Below are 12,891 nucleotides of genomic sequence, written 5' to 3'. Positions count from 1 at the left end.
GATGGCTGACTTGCGCTCAATCAAAGGCACCATTGAGCACTTCATAGATAAGACCCGTGGCGAGCGCGACCAGAATCAAATCCGTACCCGCCTGCTGCCATTCGTAGCCGTCATAGCGCGGGAGGTGGCCAAGCAGGCGATTGTCGAGTTTTTTCGCGATACCCGGCGGCAGCGGCTTGCCGCGAGCCAGGTTTTTCTGGATGCCCGGAGGCAGCGCAGGGCCTGGGCTCCAGTAGTCGCGATAGCCGCCAATCACACCGATCACATTACCTCGGTCGACAGCCGGGCCATGACTCCAATCGTCACGCCCCGCATTTTTGCCTTTGTTCCCTTGGCCCTGGCCCTGGGAATTGTGGGGATTGCCTTTACCGTTGCCCTGCCCTTTACCGTTACCGGGATCGGCCAGCGCCACCGACGAGCCGGCGGCCAGAACGAGCGACATCAAACCTGCAACCCATCGAGTTGATCTGAACATATCCGTACTCTCAGACAGTGGGATCATCCACTGAACTGTAGACCGCGATTGGCCAATTGGTTCTGGATGTCGAGTAGTCACCGTCTATCGCTGGGCCAGTTCATGTCGCACACACTGCTCGTAGTAGGTCTGCTTGACCGCCGCCGGTTTAAGCTTTGAGCTGCTGTTGTAGGTCTGTTCGGTAATCCCCATTGCAGTCATGCGCATCCATGGCTGCTGAAATCGACGTACCTGCAATTGTTTACGCGCGCCATACAAAGACATCCCTGAGAGCTTGGATCGCTGCGCTCCTGCGGCGATATCCGAGCCCCAGGTACAGGCGAAACGATGGCTTTTGCTTAACTCTTTTGCCTGTACTCCCGAGGCAAAGACAGCCAGGGAAAGCGTTGCAACGGTTATGACAATCGTCCGCATATAGCCAACCTAACCTTTTGAAAAAAGGCGAGTTTGACGATGAAAGGACAACTCGGGGGCCAGCAATTTGCCGCTTTTTGCCAATATCTGGCGACAACTCGCCAAGCCAAAGGCTCAGCCAAATGACGCGGGTTGCAAGTCGGTAATTACTACCACTCGTCTATCGCCGCGCACCTTTTCCCGACTCACAATTCCAACGCAGTACACCCCATCGCGTGGAAGGTTTGGAATGATGAACAAGAAAATTATGGCGGTATCGTTTGCCAGTCTGTTGCTCATCGGGCCGGCATGCGCCTTGGCAACAGAGAAAACCAGCGCTGACTCCGCCGCGCCACCGAATGCCCTGCCGGGCGTCAATCAATCGAAAAGCACGCGCGCCAATGATGAGAGGGCGAATAAGAAGGGAGAGGAGTCTTCAGGGGGAAATGCGGGTGCGCAAGCCCATGAAACTGAAAAAGATGCGGCGACGTCGAGTGACTCGGAAGATATCGAGAAAAAGCCCAATCAGTAATCACCTAAACAGCATGACTGATATCGAGTCTTTCCCTATTAGCGACTAGCGAAGCCTGGTGCGATGGCAATATGATGCCGCCACTGGAATCCCATGAAGGGTAACCAGAGGAAAATCTATCCAAGGAATGCACATGAAAGACTTCGTTATCAGCGTCAACAACACCGTTCTCTACATTGCACTGGCAGTCATCTGGATTGCTGCACTTGTCATGCTGAGCCAGAGTTTTCTCGCAGCCATCAGCACCTTCGTCATCGGCACTTTGAGCTGGTGCATCATCTCTGGTTTCTGGTTCGTTCAATCCGCGACCTACGAAGAGCTTCGCAAGCTAAACGCAAAAAATAGCTGATTTATCGAGAACGCTCGACTGCGCGGCACCGACGGAGAAATATCGGGCAACCGCAATCCATTTGCGCAGCCCGTCTTGATAAACACCAAATTCAAACAAGTCCGGCAAAACTCACACGCATGAAAAAGGCCAATGCTCTGAACATTGGCCTAAGTCATTGAAATATATGGTCGGGACGGAGTGATTCGAACACTCGACCCCTAGCACCCCATGCTGGGGACTGTAGCGATCTAAGCTACTGTTTTAAAAGGACAATAGCCTGTTTTTAGGGTAGCAAAACATCCGTTTTTTTGTGCTTATGCAAACGAAAACACGCGGCCTCCAGAGAAGGTTTTGCGCAGCTTGCGCATAGTACCTGCCAACCATTTTGGGCTTGCCCACCTGCTCGATCTCTGTCATATCAGCCTTCCAATCTGTTATCAGCGGGACACTCCGTGGCGGCTATGTTTGAAATCTTAAATCGCGCCGTTTCTGGCTTAAAACAAGGCTGGGCAATACATCGAAAGGGGAACTCCAAACACGATTTAAGGGAGTCTCCGCAGGAAATTAAGCGAATACTCGACGAAATCGGCGGCAGGGAGCTGGAAAAATCAGAGCCATTGCACCCTCGTGACCTGCAACTGATCGGTGAGCTCATCCAAATTTACAATTACATTGAGTTCAACTTAAGACGCTGCATCGACCTTTTCACCCATGCCGGAATGATCCCAAGAACCGAGAAGATTCTTCCTATTGCGCGTCTTTCCGCGGTCGCCCTCGAAGGAATTTCCAAGGCAGAGGATAGTGACGCTTGGGCTGCACATTTGGCAGAAATAGAACTTCACCGGGATGCCAGGAATCAACTCGCCCATTGGGCCGCTCGTCATATATCCGGAGAACGCGCACTACTTATTCTTTCTATGAATCCAGCAGAATCCAAAAAACGGATTAATCAGACTGTGGATCACACGCACAGCACCTATGGCGTCATGCTCGTCGAGGATTTGCAATGGCTGGTGCGGCATGTTGCTCGGTACGAAAAAATGTTGGCCGAAGCAACGTCTCATTGGTATCAACGCTATATTCCACCCGTAACTCGTTTATGAAACGGTGGAAGCTCACCGCAGAACTACTTCTTAATCATCGAACGCGTGCGTCCGATTTTGATTACCTGACCGGCCTCGATGAGCAATGTCATTAAGCTCGCGCTCTGAGGAACGATACCCACCACCATGTCAAGGTGACTTCGGAACAATCGTAATCTATTGAAATATAAAGAGAACAACCTAAAATCAACCGGGTAAAAAATCGCCATTACACCCTATAAGAATCAACAACTTAGCGCTGTATTTTCCTACAGTGTTTAGCCCTCCCCGGCGTTCTGCCGACGAATACCAATCCAAAATCCTACAGCTCGTCGCCTTGCCCTCGCCCGCTCGCCTCACCTCGATTACTGTATATCCAAACAGTACAAAGCAAGGCGCCTCCGTGGATCCCCTCTATATAGAAGAAACCGACGACTGGCTCGGCTGCCCGACGCCTCTCGAAACCTGTCGTCATCAGCTCAAGATGTACGAAAACGAAATTCAGGAACTGACCCTGCAACTGCGCCAAGAGCGCGAACGGATATTCAAACTGGTCGAGATGCACACTGAAGTCAGCAAGGAACTCGAAACCGTTCGCTCACAACTGGCAGCAGCCAAGGCGGAGGCCGCTGAAGCAAGCAGTCGCGCAAGTGAAATCGAAACCCGCAGCAACTGGGAGCTGATGGCGAAGGGCAGGCACATCAGTGAACTCACTACCCAGATACAAACTCTCAAGGGAGACAGCCCGTTCAAAAATCCCTTCCCCCATCAGCGGGACACAGATCGGACGTAGTCCTGGCACGCCTGCAAGGCAATCAGTCCACGGTCACCGGTGTCGGTGATTGCGATAATTCGTTGAGCATGCGCCGGGTCAAGTCGGGCTCGTACGGCTGCATGATCCACGCCGCCGGCGCCGGTGGCTTTTGGCACGTCACAGCCACTGGCTGAGTCCGCGTCGATGAGGACTGACAGCCGGAGATCAGCAGTGGCAAGGCGATCGCGCAGGCGAGCCTGGTCATTTTGCGCATTGGTCATTTTCTCGAAGTGGGTTTTATCGCTGGCCGCTAGCTTCTGCTCGAGCGCCAGCCGCTTGTCCTGCTCGGCCTGTTGCGCAGTCGCGGCGGCCAGGGTGAGTTGATTGAAGTCTTCTGCGTGTAACCGTGCCTGCTCAGCCAATTGCATCCCGTAACGCCAGTCCTGAAACTGCCAGGCGCCGCCGAAGCCGGCGAGCACCAGCGCCACCGCGCCGATCAACCGCCACGGCACGGTCACGCCAGCACCGCCCGCGCCTTCTCCCACAGCGCCAGCCGATCCGCCAAACCGTTCAGGCCGCCGTTAATCCGCCGAGTGATGGTGTTGAACTCGTCCCGGTCGGCCAGGTCGTTCAGGCCTTTCTGTTTCCAGAACCACGCCGCCGACATCGCGGCATGCTGGGGCAGCTCGAGCAGCTCGGGGTGATTGATCAGGTCAAGGCCCAACGCTTCGCCGCATTTGGCATAGTTCGCCCGGCCGGTGATCTGGACCAGGCCGCGTCCGCAATACTTCCGCCCGTCCCCCGGCAATGTGTTACCCAAGTCTTCGCGCCCCTCGTACCCACGCTGGGCAGCGGTCGGCCCCCAGATCTCACGGACGTAACGCAACTGGCCGGACTCATGGCCGATCTGCGCAATGAACGCGGCGGCGCGCTTCGGGCCGACAACTTGGTAATGCTGCATGGCGGTGTTTAAGGCTGAAACGAAAACGCCCGCTTGGGGGCGGGCGTTCGGCAGGATCTGCAGCAGCTGCTGCGCAGTGATGGGCATGGTTTCTCTCCAGGCAAAAAATACCCGCTCGATGGCGGGTGCGATTTGGCGCATCAATCAAATTAGGACTGATTCACGCGGGCGACAGCCGTTTCTTCGGTGTACGGCTCCGGCTGCTCGGGCCACGCCGGATCGGTCGGCCAAATTGGCTGGCCTGTCACGCGCCCCAGAAGAACGCGGTATTTCTTCCAGTCGGCCAGCGCGGAAACGCGCAATGGTTTTTCTTCGACCTCCTCAGGCAAAGCGTAATCTCCGTTAATCGCGTCATTGATTGCATCGACGCGGCTTTGAAGAGCAGTCACTTGCGCTGTGGCGAGGCGTGTTCTGGTGTTCAAATCAGCCGTCGTAACACGCAGTAGATCCTGCGCAGCGATCGCATCGATCAGAGATTGGGGAATCTCATCGACATACGCTTCGCCCTCCATCAACGCCATGTCGGGGTTGATGGCTCTCCAGCCGGTCGTGGTAATTGCGTAGGGCATGTTTTCACCTGTCGAAGTAATAGCCGATGCAGTAGACGGATGCTCTCGCGGCGCCCGATGCTTGATAAGTGATCGAGCCGTCAACCGCTGAGATAGCGCACCTTGCATTCAGCACAGGTCCAGCCTGAACAAAGACCGTCCAACCTGAAGTAATGGACGTGCCCGCATCAGAAGGCGTGAACTGCGCGTACCCGGTACCGGGATTTTGCCAAGCACCCTCAAGCGTATGGGCAGTCACCGGTGTGCAAGGCCTCGTAGAGAAGGACGCAACCCCTGCGGCGGCGCTCAGAAGAATGAACGGCACGGTCTGCGGGTCACCATGCTTGTATGAGACGTAGCCTTGCTCCGGATGGTGGTCGAATTTGTATATCTGATTGGCAGTGGCTCGAACAAGTAGTGAGCCAATGTATCGACGGGTGCTATCACTCGTTTTCTGATGAGCCTGGTTGTAATAGCGAACCGGAGCGGCGGGGCTCTGCTCAATGGCGCCGGCAGAAGTGAGGTAGAGGTGAATAAAGCTGTTGGCGGCCCCCGCCGGCGTAATGCTTCCGCCGGCATAAGCCACCACCTTTCCTGCCGCTGGAACGTACGCGCTACCCGCCCCGATCGCGATCGAGGTCGCAGACGACCACGTCATCGTCAAACCTTCGATAAAGCCTTGAGCGCCACCGATGCCGCCCTGCTCCCGAGAGAGTGGCACTGTCAGGCCGGTGAGTTCGCTGATGTCCGTGTTTACGCCCTTGCCTGCCTTGCTGAACTGAAGCTTGGCCAGTGCGGCGAATAGCGTATCAGTCGCAACTACGGCGGATGCCGCACCGGGCAGTGTAAATCCAGTCAGCAGTGACGCCCGAACCCGTGCTTCGGTGAAGTACTTGTTGGTTGCGCCTTCACTAAGGCCGTCGGTGTTGGAGAGGTTGAGTGCACTCCGGACGCCCGCCAGAGTCGGATCATTACCCAGCACTGCCAATACGCCGCCGAACTGGTTCACCAGCGCCCGCAACGCATCGGCGGATTCCTTGACGTATCCCTGCATGGGTGCGATTGCATACACGCCAGCGGCATTGGGCAAGCCTTGGTAATTCGGCGAGATCGACAGGGCCGTGTCGCTGGCGATGTTGGTGACTTCATACCAGCCGCCATCTGGCCCCCGGAATGCGTCACCCACCCGGCCATTCGATAAAAACGCTGTGCCGACGCCGATAACCGCGTTCGAATTTTGGGCAACAGAGACCGTTCCTGATTTGTACCAGGGCATGGTTTATCCTTTGATTGTTTCGAGGTTAATTTGAGATTTTCTTTGCAAACAGCGCGGGCATATTAAAAATGAATGGATTGTTAGCGGCCTGAGTTAGCGCTGATAACGCTCCCGTGGCCACATTCCAGCTACAGACTATCGTTCTGTTCGGAAGAAGATTCATGCTGAAGTTATTGACCATCAGATAATCATTCGGGCCAGTGCTATTGGGTACGCTATAATAGTTTGTGTATATACCTTGCGAGCTAAGTTCCGTTCTTACATACGTCCAGCTTTGCGCGGCCTGGGTGAATATCGCGGCCGGCGTACCCGAATCGAAAATCACTTTGGCCGATCCGTCCCATAGCCTCAAACCAAAGGAGGCAATGGCTTGGGAGCTAAACGAACAGGAAAACCATTTTCCGGGAGCAAAACCAGCAGCGCCGCGACTGATGAGATAGAAACCCGTCCATGAACCGGGCGAGCCTAATATCCGAACATCGGTATAAAGTGCGCTGGCATCAGGCCTTACAAAGATGAAGGGTGGCTCCTGCGTAGTGATCGGACTTGCGAACATATTTGTCGAGCTATTAACGCTATCAGAGTTATTGATCAAGCTTCCCGAGGCCATTACGCACATTCTTGCGACTTCACTATCAACGACAACTACGTCGCTCTGATTGACAAAGCTCAGACCGTAAGTCATTTAAACCTCACAACCATAAGATGCATAGAACCGCCGGATACCTCTGTACCTCCCCAGCCTCTGACGTAGTTGTACACGTCGACAAATCCGTCATCCCTCATCAATGTTTCGAACTGCGTTTGAAATGAATTCCAAGCGCCTATCGGCACGACTGTCGCAACGCAATTTTGCGAATTACAGCCAGCAGGTACAGCGAAGGTCTGAACCTGCTTTGCCGGCGACGAGAACGAGACAACCTGCAAAATCACAGGGCGCACGGTGAAGGAATTTTCATCAATCTGGAGCGCCCCATCGCCACCCCATATCCGCATTCCATGGCTCATGCGTCAAGATCTCCCAACTGCACACGCTTAACGCCGTTCTGGTCGTATACCTTGATAGCCCGATTGGTCATCGTCAGCCGTCCACCGCCTGGCGCAGGGCCGTTGAATTCTAGGTTCCCCGCCTTATCCAAGCGCCAGCCCAAAGTGCCGGCAATGTAATTGTCGGACTGGAGGTACTGACCGATCTTCAGCATCGTGATGCTGCCGTCCTGAATGAAGGCAGAGTTCATGAACACTTGGCCACCCTGGACTGCAAAGGGCACAGAAATGGCGCCACCGGCAATTGTGTTGACGATGGCGAACCGATCCGCACTCACCAGGAACTGGCTCTGAAGGCCGGCGCCGGTGTTCTCAATCCCAAGCCCAATGCCGGCCGCAACGTACTGTCCATTCGCCGTGACCTGCATCTTCACCGACCACATTGTCGACAACTTACCGTCGGTGTTCGCGAAGGCGGTCGATGTTTCCTGAATGGCAGCGCTGTTCTCGCCGACCTTCACGTTCACCTGGGTGATTGCCTGCGCGGTGGCTTCTCGGTCGGTGGCCACCACCTGCCGGAGATCGGTAACGTTTGCCTCGTTTTCTCCAACCGCTACAGACAGAGTCTCGGTTTTCTGTGCGAGCGCCAGATTCTCCGACGCCCTTACCTTCTCCTCGCTCGCGATTGCGGCCGTACTTCCCCACTCTTTTAGAGCGCCATCGAGATCTCCCTGCCCGTCGTCATCACGCCAGGAGGCCCGCAGTGCCTGGAATGCTGTCGCTTGCGCCGTGACCACGCCATCGATTTCTTTGATCTCAGTGGTGTTGGTTGCCACCTGCTGAGCTAACCCATTCGCCGTTTCCACTGTTTGGCCTACGTCCAGCCAGTACGACGGATTCGGCGGTGGAGTGTCGATCGGTACCGGGCCGGTGGCCTGATAGATCCGCTTGCCCTGCACCACCAAGTCGTACTCTTCATAGGTGGCTTCAGGGTCGTAGCCCTTGAGCCCGTCGAGCGCGTCGATCTGCGCCTGAAGCCCGGGAATCTTTTCGATTTCCTCCCGCAGGTCATCACTCAGCTCGGTTTCGCCGATCTGCCCGGCAATCAGCTCCAGAATTGCCGCAGCGTCAGAACTCGACTGTCCCTGCACACCAATCCCGATCGGATACCAAGGCCCGATGTTGCCGATCTTGTCGACGATGCGGCCCCAAAAGTAGAAGGTCACACCGGCGCGCAGGCCGAGCATGGAGAAGTCACTTTGCGGATAGGCCAGGTCTGTCAGCTTGGTCGCTGCGTCGAGTTCGGTCGTCGGCCCGTACCAGATCTCCGTCCGCTGACTGTCCTCGGCGCCAGCAGGGAAACCCCACTTCAGATAGATGCCGAACAGCAGCGGAGTTGCAGTAAGGAACGCCAGCGCCGGCGGTAACCCCTGCTTCCCGCTGAGGTTGGTCAGGATCGAGTTGCGCCACGGCGAGGTGATATCGAAAGCACTGACGGCCCGCACGCGGGCCACGTACGAACCCGCGTAAATGCCGACCAGGTCCACGTTGGTCATGCCGGTACGTTGCAGCTTGATCCAGTTTCCGCTGTCCTTGCGCCATTCGACGTCGTAGCCGACCGCGCCATCAACGGCAGGCCAACTGATGGTCATGGTGGCCACGGCCAGACCTTGCACAACCGATGAAGTCGACGACAGCGAAACGCTCGCCGGCGCCGGAACAACGGTGATCGGAATCACGCTGATCGGGCGCTCTTCCAGTCGTGCGCCGGTGTCGATGAAAGCGAACTTGCTCGGCTCGAACTGGAGCGCGCTGATTTCGTAATCGCCCTCGGTGGTGCGCTTGGTGCGAAGCACGCGGTACAGCGGGATCGCGAGATCATCAGCATCGAGCGCCCATTGCAACTGCGCTACCGGCGGTTCGCTGTAGGCAACCGTGACAGTCACGGCGCGGCCGTTGACGCTTTGCACGGTGCGCCCTTCGGCGCGTCCGCCCGGCAGGTTGATGATCAGCCGATCGCCCGCCTTTGCCTGGGTGTCGCGATCGAGCGTGATCACACGCCCCGCCACCGCCGAGATCCGACCGCCGACTTCGCGGCCCGCCAGCAACGAGTCAGCCACTGGGATGATGTGACCCGGCAGCGGAATCACGCCTTCCATGCCGGTCTTAAACGACACGGTGCGGTCTTGGTTGTTGCTGAGGATCGCCCACTTGCCACGGCGCTGAGCCTCGGAGGCTCGGGTGCAGCCAATGGCGCTCAGCTCGGTTGGCCGGTCGCCGTAGCGGCGTTGCAGATCCAGGTCAGCGAATGGGATGACGTCGGTGTCGTAGTTGTTCGCCGGGTTGTCGTAGCTGACCAGTGCACGGGTGTAACGGGTCTTCGCCGACGCGCTGCCATAGGAGAACCTGCCGTCGATGACGTTGGCACGCGTGAAGACATAGTCGAAGTCCTGCGCGCGCGGCATGTCCGCCTGCATCACCAGTTGGCCCTGCGCCCAGTACGTCATGCCCCGGTAGATCGCCGAGATATCGCGCAGCAGCGACCACGCATCAGCCTTGCCCTGAAGGTTCATGTCACAGAGGAAGCGCGGCTCCTGCCCGCCCAGCCCGTTCGGCACCAGCTGGTCGCAATATTGGGCAATGCGGTACAGCTCCCACTTGTCGACCATGAACGGCTTGATGCGCTTGCCCAGGCCGAAACGGTCTTCGGTGCAGATGCCGTAGGTGATCCACGCCGGGTTGTTGGTCCAGGCCGATTTCATCGAGCCATCCCACGTCCCGGTGTAGGTACGTTGGATCGGGTCGTAGTTGCTCGGTACCATCCAGCGCCGGGCCTTGCACTTCACGGTCACGGCCGGAATGTTGGTGAACTGCTCGGCGTCGAATTCGATGTACAGAAGTGCGGTATTCGGGTAACGCAGCTTTGCGTCGATCACTTCCGTGTAACCGGCCACCAGCATGGTGTCGGCGATCTTGTTGGTGTTCTGGTTCGGCGTCAGGCGCCGCACGCGGATTTGCCAGCCAGTGGTGGCGTCCGGCAGATCGATGCGGCGCGAGCGCTCGTAGCGCGTGGTGGTCTTGCCGTCGACCGCGTCCACCAGCACCTGCTGATAGGCGCCGCCATCGGTGGCGACATCGATTGCGTACTCGATGCGGTAACCGCCGACGTTGCCCTGGTCATCAGAGCGTTGTAGCGCCGGCCAAGCCAAACGCATGCGCACGGCGGAAAGCTGGGTGTTCGTGATCGAGCGCACCCACGGCGAATCGCTGCGCAGCTCAATGTTCAGCGACGTCTCGTTCTCCACGGACGGAATGCCCGGGATGTAGGTCTGATCCACCGAGCCCGGGCGCCAGTCCCACTTCACGTTCGGGAAGTTGTAGTTGCCGCTGGCATCGCGGATTGGCGTGTTGTCCAGATAAATGTCGTAATCGGTCGGGACGCTGTCGAACTCGCCCTCGCCCACGGCGATCAGTAGTTTTGCCAGGTTCGTCGAGCGCAGGCTGTCGCTGGCTTCGGTCGGCGACTTCGGCTTGCTGCTGCCGCCCTTCTCGCCGTGGATCTCGATATTTTCCGCTGCGCCCATGCTTTCCTCCAGGCATAAAAAAACCGCCTCTTGGGCGGCCTAATGGCATTTCTGTAAAAGTCGTGATGATAGAATTCGCACGCTGAGCCCTACTCCGATGAGGCGCTCGACTCAGTCATCAAGGAAATAAGTGCTGATGAAAAAAGCTCCAACTTGGCTACGAACAACCCTTTCGCTTCCGGTGTACGCAATTTCAGCCGTGTTGTGGATTTTCACCGCATACACAATCATCACCTCCTCGGTGAAAATGCTCTCCAGATATGTAACGCCCGAACAGATTGGTCAGGGATTGGCCGAATTGTTTTTCGCTCTAGTGTTTGCCGCAGTTGGTAGCGGACTATGGATGCTTGCCAGATACATTCGGACCTCAAACTTTAAGAAGCAACCGCGCCCTTCCGCCTCCCCTCAGTCATAAACCTTTTACACTTTGTCTTCAGCCAGGATCGAGGCTGAGATGATCATCCCGCCCCACCGGCGCTCGCCGATGCAGATCGGTACCGGGTTGCCGCTGGCCGTGGTGTTCTTGGCGCTGCCGAAAGCGTAGGACGGAGAGTTCTCAGGGGATGCGCCCTGCTTAAGGCCTGAGGCCTGGGGGCTGAGCATCTGGATCACGCCGCCCGCAACCAAACCAATCCCGGCGCCAATCAGAGGTGCACCAAAGGGAGTGGTCGAAAGAAATGTACCGGCAACGATCAGAACCGCGCCGACAATGGTTTGAATCAACCCAGCCTTCTTGCTTCCGTGAATGACCGGCACTATTCGAATATCAGTTGCGCCACCCAAGCCGAACTCCGCTTCGCCGACGTTTTTTCGGTTGCGGAACACCGCGAAGCGCATGCCAAGTCGATCAAGGCGTTGAATCTCCTCCTTGAATCCCTCAAGCGTCGCCTTCAATGCTCGGAAAGCCTCCCAAGCCTGGCCAGAATCCAATACTCGACGATGAACTCTGCCAAACTTGGCCGCAAGAGACCCGGACAGCTTGATCGTAGTCATCGGCTGATAGTGAGCGACGCTCGATTGCATGACTTTCTCCAGACATAAAAAAACCGCCCGAAGGCGGCTGATTGCAAATTCACTTACTGATAATCGACGTACGGGCCAAGAAAGAATCCGCTCATATCTCCGCTGATTCGGTAGAGGCTTTCTTTGCCGCTTTGCACATTGGCGGAAATCGTACGAATGGCTGCCCCGCCACACAGCCCAGAGCCAGCAAGACCCGCTCCGATACTTGGATTGCCTGGGGGCAGGTAAAAGGAGGCACGCTGCCCGGTGCCGATTTTCGCGGCCTTCCGGCCATCGACATACACGACTATGTCACAACCAGATCCCACCATTCCCGAGTCCCGGACGACCGTGACCTTGCCGCTTTCGCCGGCCGGCTTATTTTGAAAGGCATACAGTTCATCACGCGGCACCGGATCAGCCTGGCTAACCGGAATGGCAGAAGATGCACACCCCGCCAACAGCGCTACCGCCAGCGCTCCTATTAAAATCCGCATGTTTTTTCCTTGTGATCTTGCTCGCTAAAAGTAAAGAAATAGAATGAGATCTTTTCGCTCTATTTTAGCTTTGCAGGAGTTTGGCCTTTTCAGCCTCAAATTCACTCTCAGTGAGCAGGCCCTTCTCCTTAAGGCTACCGATTCTTTCGAGCTTCTGATACTTGTCTTCTTCAGGCTGAGGCTGAGGCTGAACGCGGATCGTGTCTGCAGATGGTATTGGGGAGACGGACCAAACGAGCGAAACAACCCAGCCAATGATGGTCCAGCCGAGAAAAAGATCCAGCATAAAAATAGGCCATCTATCCGGGTGCTTTCGACTGAAAGCATTGAATGAAGGCAAAAAATATGTGGCGATCGTCAAGAAGAGGAAAACTATCGCCATTCCAATGTCCAACATTTCCAATACTCACCTCTCTAAATTGATCGCAGCAATCTATCACTATCCAAAGGCAGCGTTATAGCTAGTTGT

The 12,891-nt window shown here is 56.3% G+C and carries 15 protein-coding genes; 4 read left to right on the top strand and 11 right to left on the bottom strand.

The features are described from left to right. Nucleotides 1–16: 16 nt before the first annotated feature. Nucleotides 17–475 carry an anti-virulence regulator CigR family protein gene (locus ACA043_RS10875; protein WP_187677107.1) on the bottom strand — a complete coding sequence of 153 codons (459 nt, stop codon included), beginning with the start codon at nucleotides 473–475 and terminating at the stop codon, nucleotides 17–19. An 84-nt stretch (nucleotides 476–559) separates the two neighbouring features. After that, the gene (locus ACA043_RS10870) at nucleotides 560–889 is read right to left on the bottom strand and encodes a hypothetical protein (RefSeq protein WP_401265850.1); all 330 of its coding nucleotides are present in this window, start codon (nucleotides 887–889) and stop codon (nucleotides 560–562) included. Nucleotides 890–1,121: 232 nt separating this feature from the next. On the opposite strand from ACA043_RS10870, the gene ACA043_RS10865 reads away from it, so the two are divergent. The 4 genes from ACA043_RS10865 to ACA043_RS10850 all read left to right on the top strand — a co-directional run bounded on the left by ACA043_RS10865 (nucleotide 1,122) and on the right by ACA043_RS10850 (nucleotide 3,606). Continuing rightward, nucleotides 1,122–1,400 carry a hypothetical protein gene (locus ACA043_RS10865; RefSeq protein WP_497659190.1) on the top strand — a complete coding sequence of 93 codons (279 nt, stop codon included), beginning with the start codon at nucleotides 1,122–1,124 and terminating at the stop codon, nucleotides 1,398–1,400. Nucleotides 1,401–1,533: 133 nt separating this feature from the next. After that, nucleotides 1,534–1,749 carry a hypothetical protein gene (locus tag ACA043_RS10860; RefSeq protein WP_187676970.1) on the top strand — a complete coding sequence of 72 codons (216 nt, stop codon included), beginning with the start codon at nucleotides 1,534–1,536 and terminating at the stop codon, nucleotides 1,747–1,749. 434 nt (nucleotides 1,750–2,183) lie between these two features. Then, a complete protein-coding gene (locus tag ACA043_RS10855; protein ID WP_497659189.1) occupies nucleotides 2,184–2,834 on the top strand; it encodes a hypothetical protein in 651 nt (216 codons plus the stop codon). Between the two features lie 382 nt (nucleotides 2,835–3,216). Further along, the gene (locus ACA043_RS10850) at nucleotides 3,217–3,606 is read left to right on the top strand and encodes a hypothetical protein (protein ID WP_497659188.1); all 390 of its coding nucleotides are present in this window, start codon (nucleotides 3,217–3,219) and stop codon (nucleotides 3,604–3,606) included. Here the strand turns inward: ACA043_RS10850 and ACA043_RS10845 are convergent. The 9 genes from ACA043_RS10845 to ACA043_RS10805 all read right to left on the bottom strand — a co-directional run bounded on the left by ACA043_RS10845 (nucleotide 3,582) and on the right by ACA043_RS10805 (nucleotide 12,819). Beyond that, nucleotides 3,582–4,085, bottom strand: coding sequence for a lysis system i-spanin subunit Rz (locus ACA043_RS10845; protein ID WP_497659187.1), 504 nt, complete (start codon nucleotides 4,083–4,085; stop codon nucleotides 3,582–3,584). The two genes, ACA043_RS10850 and ACA043_RS10845, sit on opposite strands and share 25 nt — an antisense overlap. Beyond that, nucleotides 4,082–4,615, bottom strand: coding sequence for a glycoside hydrolase family 19 protein (locus ACA043_RS10840; protein WP_497659186.1), 534 nt, complete (start codon nucleotides 4,613–4,615; stop codon nucleotides 4,082–4,084). Before ACA043_RS10840 ends, ACA043_RS10845 begins: the two co-directional genes overlap by 4 nt. Nucleotides 4,616–4,677: 62 nt before the next feature. After that, on the bottom strand, nucleotides 4,678–5,097 hold the full coding sequence (locus ACA043_RS10835; protein WP_497659185.1) for a tail fiber assembly protein: 420 nt from the start codon (nucleotides 5,095–5,097) through the stop codon (nucleotides 4,678–4,680). 4 nt (nucleotides 5,098–5,101) lie between these two features. After that, nucleotides 5,102–6,352 (bottom strand): hypothetical protein, encoded by a 1,251-nt coding sequence (locus ACA043_RS10830; RefSeq protein WP_497659184.1) that lies wholly within the window; start codon nucleotides 6,350–6,352, stop codon nucleotides 5,102–5,104. Between the two features lie 25 nt (nucleotides 6,353–6,377). Then, nucleotides 6,378–7,037, bottom strand: coding sequence for a hypothetical protein (locus ACA043_RS10825; protein ID WP_497659183.1), 660 nt, complete (start codon nucleotides 7,035–7,037; stop codon nucleotides 6,378–6,380). Between the two features lie 319 nt (nucleotides 7,038–7,356). Further along, a complete protein-coding gene (locus ACA043_RS10820) occupies nucleotides 7,357–10,923 on the bottom strand; it encodes a TipJ family phage tail tip protein (RefSeq protein ID WP_497659182.1) in 3,567 nt (1,188 codons plus the stop codon). Between the two features lie 420 nt (nucleotides 10,924–11,343). Next, nucleotides 11,344–11,946 carry a tail assembly protein gene (locus ACA043_RS10815; protein WP_497659181.1) on the bottom strand — a complete coding sequence of 201 codons (603 nt, stop codon included), beginning with the start codon at nucleotides 11,944–11,946 and terminating at the stop codon, nucleotides 11,344–11,346. A gap of 53 nt (nucleotides 11,947–11,999) precedes the next feature. After that, the gene (locus ACA043_RS10810) at nucleotides 12,000–12,422 is read right to left on the bottom strand and encodes a hypothetical protein (protein ID WP_497659180.1); all 423 of its coding nucleotides are present in this window, start codon (nucleotides 12,420–12,422) and stop codon (nucleotides 12,000–12,002) included. A 64-nt stretch (nucleotides 12,423–12,486) separates the two neighbouring features. Continuing rightward, nucleotides 12,487–12,819: a superinfection immunity protein gene (locus ACA043_RS10805; protein ID WP_497659179.1), complete on the bottom strand. Its 333-nt coding sequence runs from the start codon at nucleotides 12,817–12,819 to the stop codon at nucleotides 12,487–12,489. Between the last annotated feature and the right edge of the window lie 72 nt (nucleotides 12,820–12,891).

Source organism: Pseudomonas sp. LBUM1648 (assembly GCF_059716145.1).
Note: the sequence above shows the minus strand (reverse complement) of the source record. Positions and strands in the feature narration are given on the sequence as shown.